This window comes from Diaphorobacter sp. LR2014-1 (assembly GCF_002916785.1).
GTDB lineage: Bacteria > Pseudomonadota > Gammaproteobacteria > Burkholderiales > Burkholderiaceae_C > Diaphorobacter > Diaphorobacter nitroreducens.
In genome coordinates this window covers 21308-46182 of the sequence record NZ_MTBE01000015.1, presented here as the reverse complement: position 1 = coordinate 46182, position 24875 = coordinate 21308, and the positions used below count along the sequence as shown (strand labels likewise).

The following is a 24875-nucleotide window of genomic DNA, read 5'->3' as shown; positions in this document are numbered from 1 at the left end:
GTGCTGGCACGGCGCTTGCACTGAGGCACTGCCGCCGCCGCATCGGTGGCATTCCTTCATAAGCACTCAGGAGACACCACATGAACATGGCCGAAATCGCCAGCCTTGGCATCGCCAACCCCTACAAGCAGCAGTACGGCAACTACATCGGCGGGCAGTGGGTGGCGCCCGTGGACGGGCAGTACTTCGAGAACATCTCGCCCATCAACGGCCAGAAGTTCACGGCCGTGCCGCGCTCCAACAGCAAGGACATCGACGCCGCACTGGACGCCGCGCACAAAGCTAAGGCCGCATGGGGCCGCACCTCGACCACCGAGCGCGCCAACATCCTGAACCGCATCGCCGACCGCATGGAGGCCAACCTGCTGCAGATCGCCGTGGCCGAGACCATCGACAACGGCAAGCCGCTGCGCGAGACCATGGCAGCCGACATTCCGCTGGCCATCGACCACTTCCGCTACTTCGCCGGCGCGGTGCGCGCGCAGGAGGGCGGCATCAGCGAGATCGACGCCGACACCATCGCCTACCACTTCCATGAGCCGCTGGGCGTGGTCGGGCAGATCATTCCGTGGAACTTCCCCATCCTGATGGCGGTGTGGAAGCTCGCCCCCGCGCTGGCTGCGGGCAACTGCGTGGTGCTGAAACCCGCGGAGCAGACGCCCGCCTCCATCCTGGTGCTGATGGAGATCATCGGCGACCTGCTGCCGCCGGGCGTGGTCAATGTGGTCAACGGCTTTGGCCTGGAGGCCGGCAAGCCGCTGGCCTCCAGCAACCGCATCGCAAAAATAGCCTTCACCGGCGAGACCACCACGGGCCGGCTGATCATGCAGTACGCCAGCCAGAACATCATCCCCGTGACGCTGGAGCTGGGCGGCAAGAGCCCCAACATCTTCTTCGAGGACGTGATGTCCGCCGACGACGGCTTCTTCGACAAGGCGCTGGAAGGCTTTGCGATGTTCGCGCTGAACCAGGGCGAGGTCTGCACCTGCCCCAGCCGCGCGTTGATCCAGGAATCGATCTACGAGCGCTTCATGGAGCGCGCGCTCAAGCGCGTGGCCGCCATCCAGCAGGGCCACCCGCTGGACAAGAACACCATGATCGGCGCCCAGGCCTCGCAGGAGCAACTGGAAAAGATCCTTTCTTACCTGGACCTGGGCAAGCAGGAAGGCGCCCAGTGCCTCATCGGCGGCGCGCGCAACACCGCCCTGGGCGGCGACCTGGCCGGCGGCTACTACGTGCAGCCCACGGTGTTCAAGGGCCACAACAAGATGCGCATCTTCCAGGAAGAAATCTTCGGCCCCGTGGTCTCGGTGACCACCTTCAAGACCGAAGAAGAGGCGCTGGAGATCGCCAACGACACGCTCTACGGCCTGGGCGCGGGCGTGTGGAGCCGTGATGGCGCGCGCGCCTTCCGCATGGGCAAGGGCATCCAGGCCGGGCGCGTGTGGACCAACTGCTACCACCACTACCCCGCGCACGCCGCGTTTGGCGGCTACAAGCAGTCGGGCATCGGCCGTGAGAACCACAAGATGATGCTGGACCACTACCAGCAGACCAAGAACCTGCTGGTGAGCTACACCCAGCAGCCGCTGGGCTTCTTCTAAGCCCATACAGCGCCCCCACTGGCCGTCCCAGCGGGGGCGGCTGGTGCACGGGGGCTCCCCTTGCGTTCATTTGCACAGAGAAGGAGGTTTATCCCATGCCAGCCAAGACAATGAAAGCCGCCGTGGTCCGCGAGTTCGGCAAGCCGCTGACGATCGAAGAGGTGCCCGTGCCCACCCCCGCCGCCGACCAGATCCTGGTGAAGATCGAGGCCTCGGGCGTGTGCCACACCGACCTGCACGCCGCCGAGGGCGACTGGCCCGTCAAGCCCAATCCGCCCTTCATCCCGGGGCATGAGGGCGTGGGCTTCGTCGCCGCCGTGGGCGCCAACGTCAAGCATGTGAAGGAAGGCGACCGCGTGGGCGTGCCCTGGCTGCACTCGGCCTGCGGCTGTTGCACGCACTGCCTGGGCGGTTGGGAGACGCTGTGCGAGTCGCAGAGCAACACGGGGTATTCGGTCAACGGCGGTTTTGCCGACTACGCGCTGGCCGACCCCAACTACGTGGGCCACCTGCCGAAAGACGTGGGCTTCGTGGACATCGCCCCCGTGCTGTGCGCCGGCGTGACCGTGTACAAAGGCCTGAAGGTGACCGACACCAAGCCCGGCGACTGGGTGGCGATTTCCGGTATTGGCGGCCTGGGCCACATGGCCGTGCAGTACGCCCGCGCCATGGGGCTGAACGTGGCTGCGGTGGACGTGGACGACGACAAGCTCGCGCTGGCCCGCCAGCTGGGCGCCAGCGTGACGGTGAACGCGCGCGACACCGACCCGGCCGCCTTCCTGCAAAAGGAGATCGGCGGCGCGCACGGCGCGCTGGTCACGGCCGTGTCGCCCAAGGCCTTCGAGCAGGCGCTGGGCATGGTGCGGCGTGGCGGCACGGTGTCGCTCAACGGGTTGCCGCCGGGCAACTTCCCTCTGCCCATCTTCGACATGGTGCTGCGCGGCGTGACCGTGCGCGGCTCCATCGTCGGCACGCGTCTGGACCTGCAGGAGTCGCTGGACTTCGCCGCGCGCGGCCAGGTGAAGGCCACGGTGCGCACGGAGAAGCTGGAGAACATCAACGACGTGTTCGCGCGCATGCACAAGGGCCAGATCCAGGGCCGCGTGGTGCTGGACATGGCGGCCTGACGCCGCGGCACAGGTAACGCCATGACCACGCCAGCGCCGCCCGCCACCCGCGTGTCGGCCACGCCCGAGGCCACGGCGCTCATCAAGCGCTTGGTGGCCCAGCACGGGCCGCTGATGTTCCACCAGTCGGGTGGCTGCTGCGACGGCAGCGCGCCCATGTGCTTTGCCCGCGGGGAGTTCCTGCTGGGCGATGCCGACGTGCTGCTGGGCGAGATCGCCGGGCAGCCGTTCTACATGAGCCGCTCGCAGTTCGCGTACTGGGAGCACACGCACCTCCTCATCGATGCGGTGCCGGGCGGCGGGGGCATGTTCTCGCTCGAAGGGCCCACGGGCATGCGCTTTCTCACGCGCTCACGGCTGTACACCGACGAGGAATGGGCCGCCATCGAAGCGCTGGGGCCGCCGCCAACGGGCGGCCAGTGACGCTGTTCTAGAGTTGCTCTTTATTTAATAGCTACTCGCGCTGTATCGGCGGCGTTTTTCAGGTCAATTTCGACTAAATCGCCCGCCCAACCAGCGCAAAGCGCTCCTTTTTCAGGAGCGACACGACTGCGCGCGCAGGTAGCGGTACACCGTGTTGCGCGACACGCCCAGCGCGCGCGCGGCGGCGGAGACATTGCCCGCGTGCGCATCCAGTGCCTGCTGCAGCGCATGGGCCGCCACATCGCCCAGCGGCCGCACGCTGGCCGGGGCCGGGGCCGCGGCACGCGCGCCGTCCGCTGGCGGCACCGCTGGCTGAGAGAACGCCTGCGCCACCACGCGGCCCTGCTGCGCCAGCGCCTCGCATTCCTCCAGGAAGTCCTCCGGCAGGTGCGCGCACGTGATCGCGTCCGCGCCCTCGGCCAACAGCGCCGCCGTGCGCAGCACGTTGGACAGCTGGCGCAGGTTGCCCGGCCAGGCGTGGGCGGCGAACAGCGCCATCACCTCGGGCGCCACCGGTATGGGGCTGTCCGCGTCGGGAGAGTCATGCTGGGCGCGCAGCAACCGCTGCACGATCACCGCCAGGTCCGTGCGCTCGCGCAGCGCAGGCAGTCGCACTACCAGGCCGTTCAGCCGGTAGTACAGGTCGTCTCGAAACTGGCCGTCGGCCATCATGGCGCGCAGGTTGCGGTGCGTGGCACAGACCACGTTCACGTCCACCTCGATTTGCCGCGTGCTGCCCAGAGGCGCCACGCTGCGCTCCTGCAGCACGCGCAGCAGCCGCGCCTGCATGGCGAGCGGCATGTCGCCAATCTCGTCCAGGAACAGCGTGCCGCCGTGCGCCTGCACGATCTTGCCCACGCTGCCCTTGCGCCGCGCGCCGGTGAAGGCGCCCTCTTCGTAGCCGAACAGCTCGGCCTCGATCAACGACTCGGGAATGGACGCGCAGTTCACCGCCACGAAGGGCCCCCGCGCGCGCGGGCCGTCGTTATGGATGGCACGCGCCAGCAGCTCCTTGCCGGTGCCCGTCTCACCCAGGATCATCGTGGGCACGCCACGCCCCAGCAGCCGCGTGACGCGCTCGATCACCTGCGCCAGCTGGGCATCGCCCGTGTCCAGGTAGCGCAGGCTGGACAGGCCCGGGGCCGCAGCAGGCCGCGCGCGCGGCGGCGGGGCCGCGGCCGGGCCGTCCGGGCACACCGGCAGCGTGACGCCGCCGCGTGGCGCAAACTCCACCTGTGCGTGCACCGACACGCCTGCCGGCAGTTGCAGCGCCAGCAGCGTGGGCACCGAGCGGCGCGCATGCTCCAGCAACGCGCCCATCGACAGGCCGAACAGCGAGGTGAAGGTGTGTGCCGCCAGCGCCGGTCCCGACAACCCCAGCTGGAACTGCGCGCTGCGGTTGGCCGCCAGAAAGCGCCCCTGCGGGGTGAACGCCGCCAGCCCTTCCATGAGCGTGCCCAGGAACTCGGCGCGCGCATGAAAGCGCAGGCGCACGGCATCCTCGTACACCTTGCCGAAGAGGTGGTTCTCCACCATCGCGGCGGACATGCGCACCAGCGCCAGCGTGTGGGCGCTGTGGCCGCGGCGGTCGCCGCTCACGTCCAGCGCGCCGAGGATCTGCCCCTGCGGATCCAGGATGGGAGCGCATGAACAGGTGAGGAACTGGTTGGCTTCCAGGTAATGCTGGCGCCCGTTGATCTGCACCGCATCGCCCAGGGCCAACGCCGTACCAATGGCGTTGGTGCCCTTGCTGCGCTCCGACCAGCCCGCACCGGGCTGCAGGGCCACGCGGCTGGCGCGATCCAGGAAGGCATCATCGCCCTCGGCATGCAGGATCACCCCCTGCGCGTCGGTCAGCATCACCATGCTCTGCGTGCCGCGCAGCTGCTGCGCCAGGGTTTCCATGACGGGGCGCGCATGGGCGCACAGGGCCTCGTTGCGTGCCACGGTCCAGGCCAGGGTCTGGCGGTCCAGCAGGTGCAGGTCGGCCTGCTCATGGGGCTGCAGCCCGAACGACTGCGAGCGGGCGTGGGCCTGGGCGACGACGCCTGCCGTGGTCAGCGCCAGCGCGGCACCCGCGGAAGGATGCGCGCCGGGCGTTGCGGTGCGGTGCATGGTGTCTCCTATGCAAGCTATGCGCTGCACGGCACGCGGCCAGGCGGCGCTTTGGGACCGCACGATAGCATCAACGGCCGCTGACGAGCCCAGCAACCGCGGCGGGCACGCTGGCATGGGGCTGCGCCCACGCGTGGGCCAACGCCTGCAGGGCAGTGCCTGCGTCCTGCTCCAGCTTGAGCGCCAGCAGCCCGTCGGCCCGTGTACGCCCCTGGTTGACCGCTGCCACGGGCAGGCCGGCATCGACCGCCGCCTGCACGAACCGGAAGCCCGAATACACCATGAGCGACGAGCCCACGACGAGCACCGCGTGCGAGCGTGCCAGCGCCGCGCGCGCGGCCTCCACACGCTCGCGCGGCACGCTCTCGCCAAAGAACACCACGTCGGGCTTGAGCAGGCCGTTGCCGCAGTGCGCGCAGGAAGGCACATCGAAGCCGCCGAAGTCCCGTCCGTCCAGATCGGCGTCCCCATCGGGCGCGGCGCCGGCCTGCAGCGCCACCCATCCAGGGTTGCGCCGCTCCAGTTCGTGTTGCAACGCGGCACGCGGCGCACGCATGCCGCAGTCCATGCACAGCACGGTGTCGATGCGCCCGTGCAGGTCCAGCGTGCGCTGGCTGCCCGCTGCGCTGTGCAGGCCGTCCACGTTCTGGGTCAACAGCAGTTCGATACGGCCCGCCGCTTCCAGCGCAGCCAGCGCACGGTGCGCAGAACCGGGCTGGGCGCGGCCCATCACCCGCCAGCCCAGCAGGCTGCGCGCCCAGTAGCGCCGGCGCGTGGCTTCATCGCCCATGAAGGCCTGGAAGGTGACGGGCTGGGGGCGCTTCCATTCACCGTTGTGGTCGCGGTAGTCGGGAATGCCCACCTCCGTACTGCAGCCCGCGCCCGTGATGACGAACAGGCGCGGATGGCGGCGCACGAAGTCAAGCAGCGCGTCAACGTTGGCGGCAGCTTGCATCACAGCCCCTCAGTCCATGCCGGGCGCGATGCTCTCGGCGTAGTCGTACACCGCGCTGAGGATGGCCTCGGTGCGTTCGTCATCGGCCTCGGCACCCAGCGTGTCCAGGCGCTCGAACAGCGCGTCGAACGTCAGCCCGCCGCCCTCGCCCTCCACCAGCACGGCCATGCGGTGCGCCTCCCAGCGCTCCTGCTCCTCGGGCGTCAGGGTCTGCGGGAAATTGCGCGCACGGTAGCGCCAGACCAACTCGGCCAGGCGCGCGTCGTCAAAACCCAGGCGCTCGTGCGCCAGCTCTTCGCCGGGCAATGCGCGCAGACGGTTCAGGCGGCGGCGGTCCTCATTGCCCACGAAGCCCCCGTACAGGTCCTGGTCCACATCCAGCGGCCCCTCCGCAGGGCGCTGGAACACCTGGGCCCAGACGGCCGTCAGGTCGGGCAACGCGCGCGCCGCGGCGGCATGCAGCGCGGCCTGTGGCAGGTCGATGCCCCAGCGCTGCGCCATGGCCGGCGTGAGCGTATTGAGGTTGCCCACCACCATCGGCGACTTGTTCAGATGCACGCTCTTGAGCGGCAGGCGCGTCACGCCTTCGGGCAGGTCGGCCGCGCGCGTGAACAGGCGCGTGCGGATCTCGTCAGCGGACAGCCGGGCCAGCTCGGAAGGGTCTTGCGCCAGGTCCCAGGCCAGCAGCTCATTCTTGTTGGTCGGGTGGCTGGCCAGCGGCCACATCACGGCCAGGCAGCCGCGTTCGGCGGGGAACATGCCCGAGACGTGCAGGAACGGCCGCGCCTCCTGCGCCGTGGTGGGCAGGCGCAACTCGGCCGCCACGCGGTCCTTCTTGTGCAGGGACAGCGCGAAGTCGAACAGCCGGGGGTTGTGTGAACGGATGAGCCGCGCCAGCGCGATGGTCGCACGCACGTCCGACAGCGCGTCGTGCGCGGCCTCGTGCGCCAGGCCGTTGGCTTTGGACAGATGCTCCAGGCGGAAGCTGGGCTTGCCGTCCACCTCGGGCCACTCGATCCCCTCGGGACGCAGCGCGTAGGTCAGGCGCACCACATCCAGCAGGTCCCAGCGGCCGCACTGGTTCTGCCACTCGCGCGCATACGGGTCCATGAGATTGCGCCAGAACATGAAGCGCGTGATCTCGTCGTCGAAACGGATGGTGTTGTAGCCCACGCCAATGGTGCCGGGCAGCGCCAGCTCGGCCTCGATGCGGGCGGCGAATTCGCGCTCGGGCAAACCCTTTTCCAGGCACAGCTGGGGCGTGATACCGGTGATCAGGCACGACTGCGGATCCGGCAGATAGTCGTTGGCCGGGCGGCAGTAGATCATCAGCGGCTCGCCGATCTCGTTGAGCTCGGCATCGGTGCGGACGGCGGCAAACTGTGCGGGGCGGTCGCGGCGCGTGTTGGCGCCAAAGGTTTCGTAGTCGTGCCAGAGAAAAGTGTGCATGAGGAAGAAGTTGCAGCCGGAAACAGTGCCAGGGCGAAGTATGCATGGCAGGCCGGCACAATGGCCGCATGCGTTTTCTCTTCATGCCCGACACCCTCGCCCGGCGCCGCGCCGCCGCCTCCGCACTGGGCCTGGCAGCACTGGCGGGGTGCGCCTCCGCTCCGCCAGCGACCCCCGCCGTAGCGGCTCCATCCGCTGCACCCAGCGCCCCTGCGCTCGCGCCGGTCATCCCCCAACTGCCCTCGCCCGCAGCGCCCACCACCCCGGCGCCTGCCCCGGCAGCATCCACCGTGGAACCTGCGAGCACGCCGGTCGCGCCGGCGGCGCCCGACACCACCGCAACCACGCTGGCCGGCTTCCACGCCTGGGTGAGCGCCTTTGCACGCGAGGCGCTGGCCGCCGGCATCCGCCCGCAGACCGTGGCCGCCACCCTGGGCCAGGCGCAGTGGCAACCGCGCGTGGTGGAACTGGACCGCGCCCAGCCCGAATTCACCCGCCCGCCCTGGGCCTACCTGGACAGCGCAGTGTCACCCCAGCGTATTGCGCAGGGACGCGAGCAGCGCCGCCAGTACGCCGACGCGCTGGACGCGGCAGCGCAGCGCTACGGCGTGCCCGCCAGCGTGGTCACGGCCATCTGGGGCATGGAGAGCAACTATGGCCGCAACTTCGGCAGCTTCCGCACCGTGGATGCGCTGGCCACCCTCGCCTACGACGGGCGCCGCAGCGCATGGGCCCAGCGCGAGTTGCTGGCCGCGTTGCGCATCGTGGACCAGGGCGACATCGCGGCCGACGCGCTCATCGGCTCCTGGGCCGGGGCCATGGGGCACACGCAGTTTCTGCCTTCGGTGTTCCTTGCCCATGCGGTGGATGCGGACGGGGACGGGCGGCGCGACATCTGGGGCAGCGTGCCCGACGTGGTGGCGTCCACGGCCAACTTCCTGTCCCATTCGGGCTGGAAGAGCGGTGAGCCGTGGGGCGCCGAAGTGCTGCTGCCGCCCGGCTTCGACTACGCACGCGCCGAACTGAGCGTGCGCCAGGCCAGCAGCGACTGGGCCGCTGAAGGGGTGCGCGGGGTGGGTGACGCGGAGCTGCCGCCGCTGCAGGACGCCTCCGTCCTTACCCCGGCAGGCGCGCGTGGACCCGCCATCCTGGTCGGGCCCAACTTCCGCGCGCTGCTGCGCTACAACAACTCGGTGAACTACGCCCTGGCCGTGGGCCTGCTGGCACGGCAGATCGACGGCGGCGCGGGCCTGGCATCCGCCTGGCCGCGCGAACTGCAGCCTCTGTCGCGCAGCGAAGTACGCGCGCTGCAGGAGGCGCTGAACGCACGCGGCCTGGACACCGGCACGCCCGACGGCGTGGCAGGGCCCGCCACGCGCGCTGGGGTGCGCCGCTACCAGCAAAGTGTGGGCTTGCCCGCCGACGGCTATGCCACGCGCGAACTATTGCAGCGACTGCTGACGCCCTGAGCCGGCGTCACCGCGTTGTTTTACTCCTTTTTTGATAGCTACTAGCGCTTTCTGCATGGGCGCTAGAGCCTGATTTCATCAAGATCGGCGCTTCACTCGAAGCCGCGACCCTCGCCCGCCTCCTCGTGGGTCACGCCGTCGCGTATGTGGTAGATGCGCTTGAAGGTGGGGATGATCTTCTCGTCGTGCGTGACGACGATGATGGCCGTTTCCAGGCGCCGAGCCATGTCGTTCAGGATGCGGATCACCGCCATGGCACGTTGCGAATCCAGCGGCGCCGTGGGCTCGTCGGCCAGGATCACCGGCGGGCGGTTGACCAAGCCGCGGGCGATGGCCACACGCTGCTGCTCCCCGCCCGACAGTTGCGATGGCATGGCCGTGGCCCGGTGCTGCACGTCCAGGGCCGTGAGCAACTCCAGTGCGCGGCGGCGCGCCTCGTCGTTGGGCACGCCGGCCAGCATGGGCAGCAGCGCCACGTTGTCGGTGGCATCCAGAAACTGGATCAGGTACGGCGCCTGGAACACGAAGCCGATCTGGTCACGGCGCAGCGCGCGCAGGTCGGGTACTCGCCAGCCGTCGTCATAGATCACCGTGTCGCCCAGCGTCATGCGGCCCGACGTGGGATCGATCACCGCGCCCAGGCACTTGAGCAGCGTGCTCTTGCCCGAACCGGACGGGCCGATCAGGCCCACCACCTCACCCGGTGCCACGTGCATGTTCACGTCCTTGAGGGCGAGGAACGCCGTGTCGCCGGAGCCGTAGCGCTTGGTCAGGCGCTCGATGTGGATCCCTTTCCTGCTCATTGCTGCGTCCTCACCCTATCGCCTCGGCCGGATCGACCCGCAGCGCCATGCGGATGGCCACCACGCTGGAGAGCACGCAGATCGCCAGCACCGCGATGAACCCCGCCACCGTATCGAACGGCACCAGCAGCACGTATTTGGGAAACAGCGGCGCGGCAAAGGTGGCCGTGATCTTGCCGACGACGAAGCCGATCACGCCGAGCACCAGCGCCTGCTGCAAAATCATCCAGGCGATGGTGCGGTTGCGCGTGCCGATGAGCTTGAGCACGGCAATCTCGCGGATCTTGTCCATCGTCAGCGTGTAGATGAGAAAGGCCACGATGGCCGCACTGACCAGCGCCAGGATCACCAGGAACATGCCGATCTGCTTGGCCGATGTGGCGATGAGCTTGCCCACGAGGATGCCTTCCATCTGCGCCCGGTCGTACACCGTGAGCCGCTTCCAGCGGCGGATGGGCTCGGCCACCTCCTGGGATGTGAAGCCCGGCTGCATGCGCACCAGCACGGCATTCACATAGCTGTTGCTGGTTTGCGAGGCCACCACCGCATCCAGCAGGTCGGGAACGCCGGGGCGGTTGAAGGCCGGGTTGGCCTCGGTGCGGCGGCGCTGCATGAGGATGGCGTCGTTGTCCTTGAGGAACTGCGCCTCCTGCGCATCTTTCAACGGTATGAACACCATTGGGTCGCCGCTGGACGAGACCATGCGCCGCGTGAGGCCCACCACCGTGTAGTGGTTGCGCCGAATCTTCAGCACATCGCCCAAACGCACGCCGGCCGCCACGTCGGCGACGGCCTCGTAATGGCCGCGCGTGATCTGGCGCCCCGCCACCAACTGCGGTGGCCATCCGGGCGCGCCTGGGCCGCTCGCGGTGATGCCCACCACCATGGAGCGCACATCCTTGTCGCCGTGGCCCACCTGCATGGTCAGGTAGGTGATGTTGGCGGCCTGCGCCACGCCCGGCATGGCGCGGATGCCGCGCCACAGGTCGTCGGGCACGCTGGAGGATTCCGCGTAGGGGCCCAGCGTGTCTTTCTGCACCACCCACAGGTCGGCGCCGCTGTTGTCCAGCAGCACCTTACCGTCGTCCACCATGCCGCGGTAGACGCCCGCCATGGTCAGCGTCACGCCGATCAGCAGGCCCAGGCCAATGCCTGTGAAGACGAACTTCCCCCAGGCATGCAGAATGTCACGCCCTGCCAGACTGATCAAGGCGCCACTCCGGCAATGCGCTCGACCACGTGCACGCGGCTGCGCGCCGTGAGCGCCCTCTCGCTGTACACCACGATGGAGTCGCCCACGGCCAGCCCGTCCAGCACCTGCACATGGCCGTCGAGGTCCGCACGGCCCAGGCGTACCTGCGCAAACTGCGGCTTGCCACCGACCAGCTTCCACACGCCGCGCTGCCCGTCCACGAAGCGGATGGCCGCATTGGGGATGGTGGGCGCTTCGGGCAGTGCCGGCAGGCGCACGGTGACCTCGGCCAGTTCACCGACGGGGGGCAGCGGTGTAACCGGTGCATCGAAGACGATCTTGGCCAGCGTCTCCTCTGTCACCGCGTCCGCCAGGGGCTCGACGCGCAGCACGCTGCCGACCAGGTTGTCCCCGCGGCGCGAGCGCAGCACCACCTCGGCCGGCAGCCGGGCCGCCAATCCTTGGGCGGTGATCTGGTCAAAGCGCGTGTCGATCCACAGGCTGGCCGGGTCGATGAGCTTCACCACGGCCTGCCCCGCCACCACGGTCGTGCCAGGGTCGGCATCGCGCGCAGCCACCATCCCGGCCACGGGCGACACCAGCCGCAGGTTGCCACGCTGCGCGCGCAATGCCTGCAAGTCAGCGCGCAGACGGCTCGCATCCTCGCGGGCAGCGGCCAGCGCGGCGTCTGCCACGGCCAGTTCCTGCTGCTTGGTGGCGTAGCTTTCCTCGCTGGTGCCGCGCACCGCCACCAGTTTCCCGTAGCGCTGGTGCTGGGTCTGCGCATAGCTCTGCCTGGCCTCTGCCTGGCGCAGCGCGGCCTCGGCGCTCTTGATGGCCGCCTGCTGTGCGCGCACGCGGTCGTCCAGGTCCACCGGGTCCATTTCGCCCAGCACCTGCCCAGCCTCAACCCTGTCGCCCACCTGCACGTCCAGGCGCTGCACGCGCCCCGCGAAGGTGGGGCCGATCTTGTACAGATACCGCGCCTGCACCGTGCCGATGCCCGAGAGTGCCGGGGCAATGGCGCGCGATTGCACGCTGCCCAGCGTGACCGCCACGGGCGCCAGCGGCCCCGAACGCAGGGCGACATAGACGAACAGCGCCACCAGCGGCGCAATGACGGCGATCAGCGCCAGCGTGCGGCGCTGCAGACGGGGAAACTTCATAGCGCTCTTCCGATGCCGCGGCGGTAAATGGCAAACACGCCCTGCGCATCGCGGCGCATGCGCTGCACGTCGCCCGCGAGCAGCGACTGCATCACCAGCCCCTGCACGGTGCCGATGAACAGCACGGCAGCGGCCTGCGCATCCAGTTGCGGGTCCAGCTCTCCCGCGGCTTTGCCGGCCTCCAGCAGCCCGCGCAGGCGCTCGCCGTAGGCCGTGATCAGGGTCTGCACCATCTGCTTGGGCAGGGTTTGGCCGGGGCGTTGGAGCTCCCCAAAGATGAGGCGTGGCACACCGGGCCGCTCGCACACGAAATGGATGTGCGCCATGAACACAGCCTCCAGCGCCGCCAGGGGAGAGGCTGCCCCATCCGCGGCCGCGTCCACGCGCGCCATGAGACGCTGCGCCACCCACGACATCACCGCCTGCAGGATGGCGTCCTTGGACGCGAAATGCCGAAACAGTGCCCCCTGCGTCACGCCCATATGCTGGGCAATGGCGGTGGTGGTGATGTCGCTGGGGTTCTGCTGGGCCGCCAGGTCGACCACGGCCTCCACTGTGGCGGTGCGCCGTTCGTCGGCGGGCAGGTACTTGGACAGCTCATTCATGCAATCACCAAAAGAAAGTAATTTATTACTATCTTATCGATAAACACGTTCGGCACAAGGCACCTACGCTTCCGGAAGCAGTCAGCACCTCAAACCGCACGCCAGCGCCCTGGCAGGTTGCTCTCGTTTCAATAGCGGCAATAGAGTCACAGTCCTTGGTGCGGTTGCAGGTATGCGTGCTCATCGCCCGCGACCGTATGGGCCAGACACTGGACTTCGTGACGGGAGTCGGCCCGGTGACCAAGGCCCAGTTGCGCGAAGGCCTGTAGTTGGAGCTCTCCGATGATGCGCTGCTGGTCAGTGACGCCAACGCTATGTGCTACCACTTTGCCGCCGAGGCCAGCATTACGCATGAAGCCATGATCTCTCTCAGGGTGCTCACGTTAACGGGGCCGTCCACGTACAGATCGTCAGTGCTATCACAGCCGCCTGCGCCAGTGGCTGTTGCGATTTCACGGCGTGGCCACACGCTGTTTACCCCACTACCTCGGCTGGCGGCACACCCTGGGCACCCATAGCCCGCCTACCCGCAGGCCTTGTTGCAGGCGGCTATCTGCCTTTTTTTACTCAATGGAGACATAGTCATAAAAAAAGGCCGCATGGGCGTCCCCTACGGCCTTCTGAGTCATGACAACGCCGGTGCTCTGCTTAACGCGCCAATGCCATGGACACGCCCATGCCTCCACCAATGCACAGCGCGGCCAGGCCCTTCCTGGCATCGCGGCGCTGCATTTCGTGCAGCAGGGTCACCAACACGCGGCAGCCCGAGGCACCGATGGGGTGACCGATGGCGATGGCGCCGCCATTCACGTTGACCTTGGCGGGATCGATGCCGAGTTCTTTGTTCACCGCGCACGCCTGGGCAGCGAAGGCCTCGTTGAGTTCGAACAGGTCCACATCGCCCACGCTCCAGCCCGCGCGCTGCAATGTCTTGCGGGATGCCGGCACCGGGCCCATGCCCATGGTGGCGGGGTCCAGTCCGCTGGTGCCGTAGGCCGCAATGCGGGCCAGCGGTTGCAGGCCCAGGGCCGCAGCCTTGGTGGAACTCATCACCACCACGGCGGCCGCACCGTCATTGATGCCCGAGGCATTGCCCGCCGTGACCGAGCCGGCCTTGTCGAAAGCGGGGCGCAGGCCAGCCAGAGCTTCGGCACTGGTTTTGCGGTTGAGATATTCGTCTGCCGCGAATATGACGGGGTCGCCCTTCTTCTGCGCAAGTGTCACAGGCACGATCTCGTCCGTGAAGCGCCCTGCGTCCTGGGCGGCGGCGGCCTTTTGCTGGCTGGCCAGGGCCAGCGCATCCTGCATCTCGCGGGTGATGCCGTACTGCCTGGCCACGTTCTCGGCCGTGATGCCCATGTGGTACTGGTTATAGACGTCCCAGAGGCCGTCGACGATCATGGTGTCGACCAGCTTCCAGTCGCCCATGCGCTGGCCTTCGCGCGAGCCATTGAGCACGTGCGGTGCCAGGCTCATGTTCTCCTGGCCGCCGGCCACGACGATCTCGCTGTCGCCCGTCGCCACGGCCTGGGCGGCCAGCATCACGGCCTTGAGACCCGAGCCGCACACGGCGTTGATGGTGAGCGCGGGCGTCTCCTGGGCCAGCCCCGCCTTCATCATGGCCTGGCGGGCCGGGTTCTGGCCGCAGCCGGCCGCAAGCACCTGGCCCATGATGACCTCGCCCACCTGATCGGGAGCGACGCGGGCGCGTGCCAGCGCCTCACGGATGACGATGGCGCCCAGATCGGTCGCGGGGGTCTTGGCCAGTGCGCCGCCAAACTTGCCCACGGGCGTGCGCACGGCGGAAACGATGACGATGTCTTCCATGGTGTGTCCTTTCGGGAGTGGCACCTGCCGGCTGCACGGCCGCAGGCCAGTAGCCATTGTCTGTCGGCCCGGTGTCAGGACTATTGCGTAGTCACCCCGCAGCCCGCCGCAACGCCGCCCCGGGAGCGTGCGGCGCCGGCCTCAGGCCTTTTGCTGCACGTAGCGCCCTGGCGCGGGTTCGATGGCCTTGAACTTCGGCGCCTTTCCATAGGCCTTGGGTGCGGCGATCTGCCGACCGGCGTGGCCGTGCAGCCATGCGCACCAGTCGTCCCACCAACTGCCGGGCAGTTCGGTGGCCCCAGCCAGCCATGCATCCAGCGTGGCGGGCAGTTGCCCATCCTCGCGCAGCCAGTGGCTGCGCTTTTTCTTGGCGGGCGGGTTGATGACCCCCGCGATATGGCCCGACGCGCCCATCACGAAACGCTTGTCCCCCGGCAATACTTGCGTGGAGGCGTAGGCCGCGCCGATCGGCACGATGTGATCCTCGCGCGAGCCGTAGATGTACACAGGCAGTTGGACCTGGGTCAGGTCGAGTGACTCGCCGCACACGGTGAGCCGCCCCGGCCGGATGAGGTTGTTCTCCAGGTAGAAGTTGCGCAGGTACCAGGCGTAGTACGGCCCAGGCAGGTTGGTGCTGTCGCTGTTCCAGTACAGCAGGTCGAAGGGCGGCGGCGTCTCGCCCTTGAGATAGTTGCCCACCACGTAGTTCCACACCAGGTCGTTCGGGCGCAGAAAGCTGAAGGTGGATGCCAGGTCCTGGCCCTTCATGAGCCCGCCCTGCCCCATCTGCAGTTCGCGCATGCGCACGAAGCCTTCGTCGATGAACACATCGAGGATGCCGGTGTCGGCAAAATCGATCAGCGTGGTCAGGAAAGTGCAGCTGGCCACAGGCTCCTCGCCACGCGCCGCCAGCACCGCGAGCGCCGTGGCCAGCATGGTGCCGCCCACGCAAAAGCCCAGGGCGTTGATCTGCTTGGCGCCAGCGATCTGCTGCACGGTGGCGATGGCCGTAAGCACGGCCTCGTCGATGTAGTCGTCCCAGGTCTTGTGCGCCAGCGACGCATCGGGGTTGCGCCAGCTCACCACGAAGGTGCGGTGGCCCTGGGCCACGGCATGGCGGATCAGCGAGTTGTCGGGCTGCAGGTCCAGGATGTAGTACTTGTTGATGCACGGAGGCACCATGAGCAGGGGCCGCTCGTACACCTTGGCGGTGAGCGGCTTGTATTCCAGCAGCTGGAACAGCTCGTTCTCGAACACCACGGCACCCTCGGTGGTGGCCACGTTGCGACCCACTTCGAAGCGGCTCTCGTCGGTCATCGAGATATGCCCCTGGCCCAAGTCGTGCAGCAGGTTGGCCACGCCCTTGGCGATGCTCTCGCCGTGCGTTTCCAGGGCCTTTTGCTGCGCATCCGCGTTGAACACCAGGAAGTTGCTGGGCGCCATGGCGGCCAGCCATTGCTCCACGCTGAAGCGGATGCGTGCGCGGGTCTTGTCGTCGGCCTGCACCGCGTCGGCCAGGCCCATGAGCGCGTGCGCCTGCAACTGGTAGGCCGCGACCGAGAACGCCGACAACGGGTTGTGCGCCCAATTCTCGCCCGCGAACCGGCGGTCGTTGCTGAGGGGTGCATCGTCGTGATGCAGCGCGTGGCTCCACAGCGCCTGCACCTCTTGCAGGTACCGCTGCTGCACCGCAGCCAGCTTGTCGGGCGCGAAGCTCACCGGGCCGGCAGCTGGCATGGACAGCGCGGCGCCCATTTCCTTGGGCTGCAGGACCTGCAGCATCTGACTCCAGCCCTCGCCCACCATCTGCTGAAACTGCCGGGCGCTGTCGGCCCAGCTGGCGTCGAAATTCGTGCTCATGCAGCCTCCATCGCGGCCCAGGCGCGGGCCCCATGTGTCATTGTTGCCCAGCAGGCGGTGCCGCAGAAAACTGCAGCGCATTCGCAGGGCTTTGGGTTTCCGCCGCCGTGGCAAGCCGGCCACAATCGCCGCTTTGCCCTTTCGGAATCGATCATGTACCTGGTGGTTATCGCATGGCTGTATGTCACCGTGTTGATGGCCTTGGCCGAGGCCACGTCCGCCAACGGCACGGCGCTGGGCGCCAGCGTCACCTTCGTGCTGTACGGGCTGCTGCCCATGTCCATCGTGCTCTACATCCTGGGCACGCCCGGGCGAAAGCGCGCGCTGCGCGCCCGGCAGCAGGCCGAGGTGGAAGCCGCCTCAGGCGGCCAGCCAGATGCAGGCGGCCATGCGCCCGCTGCTGCCAAGCCGGGCGGTGTCCCGCCGGTGCGAAAAGAACCGTAACGGATTGGCCACCGTGCACCAGGCGCTGGTGCTGTCGTTGCCGTACAGCGCCGTAACACCGCAGGCGCGCAGGCGGTGGCGTGCCAGCCCGGCCAGGTCCGCCAGCCACTTGCCATCGCTGGCATGCGGGCGAAAGTACACGGCCGCCCGCGGATTCTGCGCACAGAAGGCCTCGCGCACCTCCGCGCCCACCTCGAAGGCCTCGGGGCCGATGCAGGGCCCCAGCCAGGCCATTACGTCATCCGCATCCTCCGTCGCTCCGTTTTCAATAGCTGCTCGCGCTTGCGCTGCCTGCGCTAGGGGCCTGAAACATTCCAAGGTCGATTCCAACACCCCCGCGGCCAGACCGCGCCAGCCCGCATGCGCCGCGGCCACGCGCGTACCCGCGCGGTTGGTGAACAGTACCGGCAGACAATCCGCCGCCATCACGATGCAGGCCACGCCTGCGGCCTGCGTGGTGCAGCCATCGGCGTCCAGCCCGTCGGGCGTGTGCGCGTCCAGCGGCTGCACTGCCGTGCCATGCACCTGGCGCAGGTACACCGCCCGTACCGCGGAACCGCCAGCACCCAGCGCATCCTGCAGCGCAGCCCAGTTGGCCTGCACGGCGGCGGGGTCGTCGCCCACGAAGCGGCCCAGGTTGAAGCTGTCCCAGGGCGGCGCGCTCACGCCGCCGTTGCGCGTGGTACACAGCGCACGTACCCGGGCGGGCACGGGCCAGTCCGGAGCCAGCCAGTCGTGCGGAACTGCGGAGGGAGCGGTCTGTGCCACGGGTTTCAGGCCTCGTGGTCCGGGCAGGCAGACGGCTGCGCGCGCTGGAACGCCGGCAGCGCCATGCATGCGTCGAACGCGGCCATCGTGCGCGGCAGACCGTCCATGTCCACATGGAAGCGCCGGCCGTTGAAGATCTGCGGCACCAGGCAGCAGTCGGCCAGCGTGGGCATATCGCCCCAGCACAGGCGCGAGGGTGCCAGCCCGGCGGCCTGGCGTTCACCGTCCAGCAGCACCAGCTGCCGCTCGAACGCCTCCAGGCCCTTGCGCACCCAGTGGCGGTACCAGGCGTCCTTGGCGGCGTCTTCCACCTGCAGCTGGTGCTTGAGGTACTTGAGCACGCGCAGGTTGTTCAGGGGGTGGATCTCGCAGGCCACCATCTGCGCCAGCGCCCGCACGCGCGCGCGTGCCAGCGCGTCGCCCGGCAGCAGCGCAGGCTCGCGGTGGGTCTCGTCCAGATATTCGATGATCGCCATCGACTGCGTGAGCAGGTGGCCGTCATCGGTCTGCAACGCCGGCACCAGCGTGTCACCCACGCGGTCGGCATAGCCGGGCGCCAAATGCTCTGCCTTGACCAGGTGGACCGGCAGGTAGTCATAGGGCAGGCCCTTGACTTCCAGCGCGATGCGCACGCGAAACGATGCCGAGGAGCGGAAGTAGTTGTAGAGCTTCATGCGGCCGCAGCATAAGCCAAGCCGGCGCCGGGCGTAATGCGGGCCACAGCCCCTGCGCGGCGCCGCGCCGTGGCACACTGCTTCATCCCTTCACACCGCCGCTACCACCGAGAGAACCATGAGCTATGTGATCCCTCCCGCACCGCAGGCCAGCGTGCCCGTCGTGGGCTCTGCCCAGCGCTTTCCCGTGCACCGCATCTACTGCGTGGGCCGCAACTATGCCGAGCATGCCAAGGAAATGGGCTTCACCGGCCGCGAGCCGCCGTTCTTCTTCATGAAGCCCGCCGACGCCGTGCTGCCCGTGAACCCGGGCGAGACCGGCCAGATGCCCTACCCCACGCTGACCAAGGACCTGCACCACGAGATCGAGCTGGTGGTGGCCATCGGCAAGGGCGGCAAGCACATCGCCGCGGCCGACGCGCTGTCGCACATCTGGGGTTACGCCGTGGGCCTGGACATGACGCGCCGCGACCTGCAGGGCGAGATGAAGAAGCAGGGCCGCCCCTGGTGCATCGGCAAGGGCTTCGAGGCCAGCGCGCCCATCGGCCCGATCACGCCCGCGGCGCAGGCGGGCGACGTGCAGCAAGCAGCCATCTGGCTGCAGGTCAACGGCACGGACCGCCAGCGCAGCAGCGTGGGCCAGCTGATCTGGAACATCGCCGAGACCATCGAACACCTGTCCGCCGCATGGGAGCTGCAGCCCGGCGACCTGATCTTCACCGGCACCCCCGAGGGGGTGGGCGCGGTGGTGCGCGGCGACGTGCTGGAAGGCGGCATCGACGGCCTGGGCACGCTGCGCGTGGCCGTGGCCTGATTCACTATCATAAAAATAGCTGCTAGCGCTTTCCCCATAAGCGCTGCAGCCGTTTTTTATTCATACAACGATGAATTTCCGCCGCCCCATCAAGCATTGCCGCGCCTGCGGAACGGCCGTGGTCTACCGCGTGCCCGACGACGGTGACACGCGCGAGCGCGCCGTCTGCCCCAGTTGCAACGTAATCCACTACGAAAACCCGCTGATGGTGGTGGGAACGGTGCCGGTACTGGGGGACCACGTGCTGCTGTGCAAGCGCAACATCGAGCCGCGCCGAGGCAAGTGGACCCTGCCGGCCGGCTTCATGGAACTGGACGAGACCACCGTCGAGGGCGCCGCGCGCGAGACCGACGAGGAAGCGGGCGCGCAAATCCAGATGGGCCCGCTGTTTTCGCTGCTGAACGTGCCGCAGGCGGGTCAGGTGCACCTTTTTTACCTGGCCACGCTGCTCAGCGACCGCTTCGACCCTGGCCACGAGACCATCGAGGCACGCCTGTTCACCGAGGACGAAATCCCCTGGGACGAGATCGCGTTTCGCACCGTCAAGCACACGCTGGAGCAGTTCTTTGCCGACCGTCGCGCGGGGCGCTTCGGCATGCACTGCATCGACATCACCTGAGCAAGCGGCCAGCCCCTGCGCTGCGCCAACCGAGACCCGCAAGGCACAGCGCCGCAAACACACCGCCGGCCCAGAACGTGGCCGCCGGCCCCACGGCATCCCACAGCAACCCGGCGACCGCGCTGGCCACCAGCATGGCCAAACCACTGGCCAGGTGGAACACGCCATAGGCCGTGCCGCGCAGGTCGGCCGGAGTCGCGTCCGCCACCATGGCCGACAGCAGGCCCTGCGTCATGCCCATGTGAATGCCCCATACGGCCACGCCGGCAATCACCAGGGTCCAGTGCTGGGCCGTTGCGAGCAGCACGTCCGACAGGATCAGCACCACCAGGCCCCAGGCCAGCAGCCGCGTGTGGCTCACGCGGTCCGACAGCTTGCCAAATGGATAGGCCGCCGCCGCATACACCAGGTTCATGGCCACCATCACCAGGGGCACGAGTGCCATGGGTATGCCGATGTTCTGGGCGCGCAGCACCAGGAAGGCTTCGCTGAAACGTGCCAGCGTGAACACCGCACCCACGGCCACCACCCACCAATAGGCGGGCCCCAGGCGGCGGATGTTCTCGCGCCGGATGGGGTTGGTGCGGCGCACGCCCCCTTGGGACGCAGGCTCGCGCACGCCCCAGGCCAGCACGGCCACCGACAGCACGCCCGGCACCACCGCCACCCAGAACACGGCGCGAAAGTCGTTGGCCCACAACAGCATCAGGCCCACGGCCAGCAGCGGCCCGACGAAGGCGCCCACCGTGTCCAGTGACTGGCGCAGGCCGAACGCGGCACCGCGAATCTCCGGCGGGGTCACATCGGCCACCAGCGCATCGCGCGGTGCGCCGCGGATGCCTTTGCCCACCCGATCGATCAGGCGCGCCGTCACGATCAAGCCGACGCCCGAAGCCAGCGCAAAGAGCGGCTTGGTGACCGCCCCCAGCCCATAGCCCAGCAACGCCAGCCCCTTGCGCCTGCCAAGATAGTCGCTGAGCGTGCCCGAGAACACCTTGACGATCAGCGCCGTGGCTTCTGCCAGACCTTCGATGAGGCCCACCGCGAAGGCCGACATGCCCAGCGCGCCCACCATGAACATCGGCAACAGGCTGTGGATCATCTCGGACGAGATGTCCATCAGCATGCTCACCAGGCCCAGCGCCCATACGGCGGCGGGGATGCGCGCTGGCGAGGGTTGGAGCGGCGTCTGCATGCCAAGGGGGCCGTGGTCAGCGGGTTTCGACGAAGAACGGCGCGTTGTCCTGCGGCCGGGGTACGACCACGCCACGCTGCACGGGATCGACCACCACGCCAGGAACGACCTGCGGCACGGTGGGGCCGGCACCGGGTGGCGCCGGGGGCGCCGCCGGAGCAGCGGCTGGCGGAACCGGCAACGGTGCATCCGGCTCGGTCACCCACACCGGCGGCTCGGCCGGCGCGGGGCGGGGCGTGACCTCCTGCAGCGGCACAAGGGGCGCATCCGTGATCTCGGGGCGCTCTTCCGGCGGCGGGGCGCTGGCGGCCGGCGCCGGCGTCTGCGGCAGTTCGGGCTGCGGCGCCGGAGCGCCCGCCGGGCCGGCCTGCTCACCCGTGGGACGACCAAACAGGTCATAGACCCAGTTGCGCAGCGTGCCTGCGGCCGAGCCGATCCAGGAGCTTTCCTCCTCATCCACGAAGCGCTCGCGCGCATCGATGACCTTGGCGCGCAGGGCCTGGCGGAACACGTCGCCCACCATGGGCAGCGCACTGTGCGCGCCCTGCCCCCAGTAGTCGCTGCGCAGGGTGATGCGCCCGTCGTTGAAACCCGCCCAGGCCCCCGCGACAAGCTGCGGATGCATCAGGATGAACCAGCCGTCGGTGTTGTCCTGCGTGGTGCCGGTCTTGCCCGCCACGTCCGCCGTGATGCCGTAGCGGCTGCGGATGGCCGCGCCCGTGCCTTTGTCCACCACGCCCCGCAGCGCGTCGCGCAGCTGCTGCGCGGCGGTGACGTCCAGCGCGCGCTCGGGCGATGCAGGCTTGAATTCCTCCAGCAGCTTGCCGTCCTTGTCTTCGATGCGCGTGATGACCCGGGGCGCCAGGTAACGCCCGCCGTTGGCGATGGTGCCGTAGGCGGCGACCATCTCCTTGAGCGTGACCGAGCTCGTGCCCAGCGCCAGCGCGGGCACGGCCTCCAGTTCGGACTCGCGCACGCCCATGGCGCGGGCCAGTTGCACCACGCGCGCCGGCCCCACCTTCTGCATGAGCTGTGCGGTGATGGTGTTCTTGGAGTACGCCAGCCCGTCGCGCAGCGTCATGGGCTCCTCGCTGGGCGGCGTGCGGCCGTCCGTGGGGCGCCAGACCCGCTTGCCACCCAGGGGGATCTCCACCGCGGTGTCCAGCAGCGTGTCGGTCGGCTGCAGTCCCATCGCGAAGGCCGCGCCGTACACGAAGGGCTTGAAGGTGGAGCCCGGCTGGCGGCGTGCGGCCTGCACGTGGTCGAACGGATCGGTCGCGTAGTCGCGGCTGCCCACCCAGGCCAGCACCGCGCCGCTGCGCGGGTCCATGGCCATGAAGCCGGCCTGCACGCGGGTCTTGGACTCGCGCAGCGTGCGCAGGAAGCTGCCGTCGTCCAGCAGCTCGCGCAGTGCCTCCTCGGGCGCGGCACCCGCGGCCACCGCCTTTTCGTACTGGGGCGACTCGCGCACCAGCTGTTGCACCAACGGGCTCTTGGGGCCCCAGGCGCTGCGCGGCGCCCACGCACCGTCGGCCACGCCCTGCAGCGCCCGGCCCTGCTGCTGCACGGCCCGGTTGGCCATCTCCTGCAGCCGCCCGTCGATGGTGGTGCGGATCACCAACCCATCGGAATACAGGCTGTAGCCGTTGCGGTCGGCCCAGTCGATGAGCTGGCGGCGCAGCTGCTGCGCCAGGTGCGGTGCAAGTCCCGCCACCTCGGCCTGCCGCTCGAAGCGGATGCGCAGCGGGCGCTTGATCAGCCGCTCGTATTCCGTCTGCGAGAGCTTGCCCCGCTTGGCCATTTGCGCCAGCACGGTGTTGCGCCGGGCCTGCGCGCGCTCGGGGTTGAGCACCGGGTTGTAGTAGGCCGTGCCCTTGAGCATGCCGATGAGCGTGGCGCTTTCCAGCACGTTGAGCTTGTCGGCCGACTTGTCGAAGTACGTGCGCGCCGCCATCTCGATGCCGTAGGCGTTGTAGAGGAAGGGCACCGTGTTCAGGTAGGTCTCCAGGATCTCGTCCTTGGAGTACAGCCACTCGATCTTCAACGCGGTGATCGCCTCCTTGATCTTGCGCGTGAGCGTGGGCGCGCGGCCGATGTCCTCGGGGTAGAGATTGCGCGCAAGCTGCTGGGTGATGGTGGAGCCGCCCTGCTTGTCGCCGCCCACGGTGCGCACGACGGCCGACAGCGTGCGCCGCCAGTCCAGGCCGAAGTGGTCGTAGAAACGGTGGTCCTCGGTGGCGATGAGCGCATCGACCACGGGCTTGGCGATGGTTTCCAGCGGCACCCATTCGCGGTTCACCCACCGGTACTCGGCGAGCAGCCGCCCGTCGGCGGACACCAGTTGCGCAGGCTGGTCGCTCTTGGCCTTGCGGATGTCGCTGATCCCCGGCGTGAACGGGATCAGCGCCAGCACATACAGCACGCCGGCCAGCGCCAGCGCCGCCAGCAGCCACACCAGGCCATGCGCGGACAGCCAGCGCTCGGGCCGATGCAACAGTTGCGCCAGCGCGGGCCGCAGGCGGGCCCAGCGGGCTCGCAGGGTCGTGGAAAGATCCATGTAATTTATGGGCAAAAATGGCCTGTAGCGCTTGATCAGCAAGCGCTAGCAGCTATGAATTCAGAAGCAATGCGTAGACAGGGGTGCCCGGCCATGCGCGGCAGGCAGAACACGCGCCGCCGCGCCGGTCGCCGCACCAGCCGCGGCGCCTGGCGACGGGCCGGGCCTGCTTTATACCGCCAATCCCGCGCGAGGCTGGGCCGCTGTACGGATGCCGACGACCGCCCGGTGGCCCGCGCCACCGCGTCAGCCCATGAACTGGCGCAACTGCGGCAGGCTGGCATGGGCGGCGCGCCGGCCCTCGGCAATGGCTTCGCTGGCACGGTGAAAGTCCAGCAGGCCCAAATGCGCCAGGCGCGGGGCGATCACCACCTCGGGCGGGTCACCCGCCATGCGGCTGCGGGTGATGCGCATCTGCATGATGTTCACGCTGGTCATGATCACGTCCAGCGCCGATGGCTTGGGGGGCGGCGCCTCGCCGCTGGCGGGCGCCCAGAACTTCAGGCGGCGCATCCAGTCGGTGCTGACCAGCGGTTCGGGCACCGGCTCCGGCCCGGGGACCGGCGCCGCATCCGTGGGCACGGAGGCCTGCGGCTCGCGCACCACCGCCAGCGGATGCATGTGGCGGTGCAGGATGTCGGAATTCAGGTCCACGGCGATGACGATGTCCGCACCCATGGCGCGGGCCAGCGATGCGGGCACGGGGTTGACGAGTCCGCCATCCACCAGCAGCCGCCCGTCGGTGTGGTTCACGGGGGTGAACAGGCCCGGCAGCGCGATGGAAGCGCGCACCGCGTCGGCGATGGAGCCGTGGCGCAGCCAGACTTCGGCACCCGAGTGCAGGTCGGTCGCCACCGCGCCGAAGGGCAGCGGCGAGGCGTCGATGTCGAAATCGGCGAAGTTGCGGCGCCAGAAGGCGATGAGCTTTTCGCCCTTGAGCATGCCGCCCGACAGATTGAAGTCCATGAAGCCGAACACATCGCGCAGGCCCAGGCCCTGCACCCAGTCGGCAAAGCGCTCCAGTTCGCCCCCCGCGTAGGCCGCGCCCACCAGCGCACCGATGGAGGAGCCGCAGATCACGTCCAGCCGCACGCCCTCCTCCCGCAGCGCCTGCAGCACGCCGATGTGCGCCCAGCCGCGCGCCGAGCCGCTGCCCAGCGCAAGGCCTAATCGTGGTGCACGTCGTGTCAGGGCCATAGGTAAGCTCGG

General features: G+C 68.7%; 21 protein-coding genes and 1 pseudogene. 8 read left to right on the top strand and 14 right to left on the bottom strand.

Features of this window, described 5'->3' with window-relative positions; translation table 11 throughout:
- Positions 1–80: 80 nt before the first annotated feature.
- The 3 genes from adh (at position 81) to BV908_RS12000 (ending at position 3154) form a co-directional block, all read left to right on the top strand.
- The gene (adh, locus tag BV908_RS12010; RefSeq protein ID WP_011805141.1) at positions 81–1604 is read left to right on the top strand and encodes an aldehyde dehydrogenase; all 1524 of its coding nucleotides are present in this window, start codon (positions 81–83) and stop codon (positions 1602–1604) included.
- Positions 1605–1699: 95 nt separating this feature from the next.
- On the top strand, positions 1700–2731 hold the full coding sequence (adhP, locus tag BV908_RS12005) for an alcohol dehydrogenase AdhP (RefSeq protein WP_047351213.1): 1032 nt from the start codon (positions 1700–1702) through the stop codon (positions 2729–2731).
- A 21-nt stretch (positions 2732–2752) separates the two neighbouring features.
- Positions 2753–3154 carry a DUF779 domain-containing protein gene (locus BV908_RS12000; protein ID WP_047351214.1) on the top strand — a complete coding sequence of 134 codons (402 nt, stop codon included), beginning with the start codon at positions 2753–2755 and terminating at the stop codon, positions 3152–3154.
- Positions 3155–3265: 111 nt separating this feature from the next.
- Here the strand turns inward: BV908_RS12000 and BV908_RS11995 are convergent, their stop codons facing one another.
- The 3 genes from BV908_RS11995 to sbcB all read right to left on the bottom strand — a co-directional run bounded on the left by BV908_RS11995 (position 3266) and on the right by sbcB (position 7673).
- Positions 3266–5269 carry a sigma-54-dependent Fis family transcriptional regulator gene (locus BV908_RS11995; protein WP_103738256.1) on the bottom strand — a complete coding sequence of 668 codons (2004 nt, stop codon included), beginning with the start codon at positions 5267–5269 and terminating at the stop codon, positions 3266–3268.
- Positions 5270–5339: 70 nt separating this feature from the next.
- Positions 5340–6224 carry an NAD-dependent protein deacetylase gene (locus tag BV908_RS11990; RefSeq protein WP_103738255.1) on the bottom strand — a complete coding sequence of 295 codons (885 nt, stop codon included), beginning with the start codon at positions 6222–6224 and terminating at the stop codon, positions 5340–5342.
- A 9-nt stretch (positions 6225–6233) separates the two neighbouring features.
- Positions 6234–7673 (bottom strand): exodeoxyribonuclease I, encoded by a 1440-nt coding sequence (gene sbcB / locus BV908_RS11985; protein WP_103738254.1) that lies wholly within the window; start codon positions 7671–7673, stop codon positions 6234–6236.
- 68 nt (positions 7674–7741) lie between these two features.
- Here sbcB and BV908_RS11980 point away from each other — a divergent pair, with 68 nt between their 5' ends.
- The gene (locus BV908_RS11980; protein WP_210434021.1) at positions 7742–9142 is read left to right on the top strand and encodes a lytic murein transglycosylase; all 1401 of its coding nucleotides are present in this window, start codon (positions 7742–7744) and stop codon (positions 9140–9142) included.
- A gap of 92 nt (positions 9143–9234) precedes the next feature.
- Here BV908_RS11980 and BV908_RS11975 read toward each other — a convergent pair whose 3' ends face one another.
- Genes BV908_RS11975 through BV908_RS11960 form a run of 4 tightly spaced genes read right to left on the bottom strand, consistent with a single transcriptional unit; the run spans position 9235 to position 12908 of the window.
- Positions 9235–9945, bottom strand: a complete 711-nt coding sequence (locus BV908_RS11975) for an ABC transporter ATP-binding protein (RefSeq protein ID WP_011805099.1) — start codon at positions 9943–9945, stop codon at positions 9235–9237.
- A gap of 10 nt (positions 9946–9955) precedes the next feature.
- Positions 9956–11155, bottom strand: coding sequence for an ABC transporter permease (locus BV908_RS11970; RefSeq protein ID WP_047351218.1), 1200 nt, complete (start codon positions 11153–11155; stop codon positions 9956–9958).
- Positions 11152–12303 carry an efflux RND transporter periplasmic adaptor subunit gene (locus BV908_RS11965; RefSeq protein ID WP_103738253.1) on the bottom strand — a complete coding sequence of 384 codons (1152 nt, stop codon included), beginning with the start codon at positions 12301–12303 and terminating at the stop codon, positions 11152–11154. The genes BV908_RS11970 and BV908_RS11965 overlap by 4 nt, the downstream gene beginning before the upstream one ends.
- A complete protein-coding gene (locus BV908_RS11960) occupies positions 12300–12908 on the bottom strand; it encodes a TetR/AcrR family transcriptional regulator (protein ID WP_103738252.1) in 609 nt (202 codons plus the stop codon). The genes BV908_RS11965 and BV908_RS11960 overlap by 4 nt, the downstream gene beginning before the upstream one ends.
- A 397-nt stretch (positions 12909–13305) precedes the next feature.
- Here BV908_RS11960 and BV908_RS22755 point away from each other — a divergent pair.
- A pseudogene (locus BV908_RS22755) lies at positions 13306–13406 on the top strand (IS1595 family transposase); the annotation flags it as partial.
- Between the two features lie 150 nt (positions 13407–13556).
- Here BV908_RS22755 and BV908_RS11955 read toward each other — a convergent pair.
- Both BV908_RS11955 and phaC read right to left on the bottom strand, forming a co-directional pair.
- On the bottom strand, positions 13557–14735 hold the full coding sequence (locus tag BV908_RS11955) for an acetyl-CoA C-acetyltransferase (RefSeq protein WP_103738251.1): 1179 nt from the start codon (positions 14733–14735) through the stop codon (positions 13557–13559).
- A 141-nt stretch (positions 14736–14876) separates the two neighbouring features.
- A complete protein-coding gene (gene phaC, locus BV908_RS11950; protein ID WP_103738280.1) occupies positions 14877–16595 on the bottom strand; it encodes a class I poly(R)-hydroxyalkanoic acid synthase in 1719 nt (572 codons plus the stop codon).
- Positions 16596–16748: 153 nt separating this feature from the next.
- Between phaC and BV908_RS11945 the strand changes: the two genes are divergently transcribed.
- Positions 16749–17039 carry a hypothetical protein gene (locus BV908_RS11945; protein WP_011805318.1) on the top strand — a complete coding sequence of 97 codons (291 nt, stop codon included), beginning with the start codon at positions 16749–16751 and terminating at the stop codon, positions 17037–17039.
- Here the strand turns inward: BV908_RS11945 and pgeF are convergent.
- A complete protein-coding gene (gene pgeF, locus BV908_RS11940) occupies positions 16956–17807 on the bottom strand; it encodes a peptidoglycan editing factor PgeF (protein WP_103738279.1) in 852 nt (283 codons plus the stop codon). The two genes, BV908_RS11945 and pgeF, sit on opposite strands and share 84 nt — an antisense overlap.
- A gap of 5 nt (positions 17808–17812) precedes the next feature.
- Complete coding sequence (gene maiA, locus BV908_RS11935; protein WP_103738250.1) at positions 17813–18481, bottom strand: maleylacetoacetate isomerase; 669 nt, start codon at positions 18479–18481, stop codon at positions 17813–17815.
- Between the two features lie 118 nt (positions 18482–18599).
- Here maiA and BV908_RS11930 point away from each other — a divergent pair, with 118 nt between their 5' ends.
- Positions 18600–19295: a fumarylacetoacetate hydrolase family protein gene (locus BV908_RS11930; protein WP_103738249.1), complete on the top strand. Its 696-nt coding sequence runs from the start codon at positions 18600–18602 to the stop codon at positions 19293–19295.
- A gap of 70 nt (positions 19296–19365) precedes the next feature.
- Complete coding sequence (locus tag BV908_RS11925) at positions 19366–19914, top strand: NUDIX hydrolase (protein ID WP_103738248.1); 549 nt, start codon at positions 19366–19368, stop codon at positions 19912–19914.
- On the opposite strand, the gene BV908_RS11920 is transcribed toward BV908_RS11925, so the two are convergent.
- The 3 genes from BV908_RS11920 to BV908_RS11910 form a co-directional block, all read right to left on the bottom strand.
- Complete coding sequence (locus BV908_RS11920; protein ID WP_103738247.1) at positions 19907–21109, bottom strand: MFS transporter; 1203 nt, start codon at positions 21107–21109, stop codon at positions 19907–19909. The genes BV908_RS11925 and BV908_RS11920 overlap by 8 nt on opposite strands.
- A gap of 16 nt (positions 21110–21125) precedes the next feature.
- Positions 21126–23666 (bottom strand): transglycosylase domain-containing protein, encoded by a 2541-nt coding sequence (locus tag BV908_RS11915; protein WP_103738246.1) that lies wholly within the window; start codon positions 23664–23666, stop codon positions 21126–21128.
- Positions 23667–23912: 246 nt separating this feature from the next.
- Positions 23913–24863 carry a patatin-like phospholipase family protein gene (locus BV908_RS11910; RefSeq protein ID WP_103738245.1) on the bottom strand — a complete coding sequence of 317 codons (951 nt, stop codon included), beginning with the start codon at positions 24861–24863 and terminating at the stop codon, positions 23913–23915.
- Positions 24864–24875: the final 12 nt, after the last annotated feature.

Coding starts and splice junctions, on each gene's coding strand:
- adh (WP_011805141.1), top strand. CDS start 81: ATGAACATGGCCGAAATCGCCAGCCTTGGCATCGCCAACCCCTACAAG.
- adhP (WP_047351213.1), top strand. CDS start 1,700: ATGCCAGCCAAGACAATGAAAGCCGCCGTGGTCCGCGAGTTCGGCAAG.
- BV908_RS12000 (WP_047351214.1), top strand. CDS start 2,753: ATGACCACGCCAGCGCCGCCCGCCACCCGCGTGTCGGCCACGCCCGAG.
- BV908_RS11995 (WP_103738256.1), bottom strand. CDS start 5,269: ATGCACCGCACCGCAACGCCCGGCGCGCATCCTTCCGCGGGTGCCGCG.
- BV908_RS11990 (WP_103738255.1), bottom strand. CDS start 6,224: ATGCAAGCTGCCGCCAACGTTGACGCGCTGCTTGACTTCGTGCGCCGC.
- sbcB (WP_103738254.1), bottom strand. CDS start 7,673: ATGCACACTTTTCTCTGGCACGACTACGAAACCTTTGGCGCCAACACG.
- BV908_RS11980 (WP_210434021.1), top strand. CDS start 7,742: ATGCGTTTTCTCTTCATGCCCGACACCCTCGCCCGGCGCCGCGCCGCC.
- BV908_RS11975 (WP_011805099.1), bottom strand. CDS start 9,945: ATGAGCAGGAAAGGGATCCACATCGAGCGCCTGACCAAGCGCTACGGC.
- BV908_RS11965 (WP_103738253.1), bottom strand. CDS start 12,303: ATGAAGTTTCCCCGTCTGCAGCGCCGCACGCTGGCGCTGATCGCCGTC.
- BV908_RS11960 (WP_103738252.1), bottom strand. CDS start 12,908: ATGAATGAGCTGTCCAAGTACCTGCCCGCCGACGAACGGCGCACCGCC.
- BV908_RS11955 (WP_103738251.1), bottom strand. CDS start 14,735: ATGGAAGACATCGTCATCGTTTCCGCCGTGCGCACGCCCGTGGGCAAG.
- phaC (WP_103738280.1), bottom strand. CDS start 16,595: ATGAGCACGAATTTCGACGCCAGCTGGGCCGACAGCGCCCGGCAGTTT.
- BV908_RS11945 (WP_011805318.1), top strand. CDS start 16,749: ATGTACCTGGTGGTTATCGCATGGCTGTATGTCACCGTGTTGATGGCC.
- maiA (WP_103738250.1), bottom strand. CDS start 18,481: ATGAAGCTCTACAACTACTTCCGCTCCTCGGCATCGTTTCGCGTGCGC.
- BV908_RS11930 (WP_103738249.1), top strand. CDS start 18,600: ATGAGCTATGTGATCCCTCCCGCACCGCAGGCCAGCGTGCCCGTCGTG.
- BV908_RS11925 (WP_103738248.1), top strand. CDS start 19,366: ATGAATTTCCGCCGCCCCATCAAGCATTGCCGCGCCTGCGGAACGGCC.
- BV908_RS11920 (WP_103738247.1), bottom strand. CDS start 21,109: ATGCAGACGCCGCTCCAACCCTCGCCAGCGCGCATCCCCGCCGCCGTA.
- BV908_RS11915 (WP_103738246.1), bottom strand. CDS start 23,666: ATGGATCTTTCCACGACCCTGCGAGCCCGCTGGGCCCGCCTGCGGCCC.
- BV908_RS11910 (WP_103738245.1), bottom strand. CDS start 24,863: ATGGCCCTGACACGACGTGCACCACGATTAGGCCTTGCGCTGGGCAGC.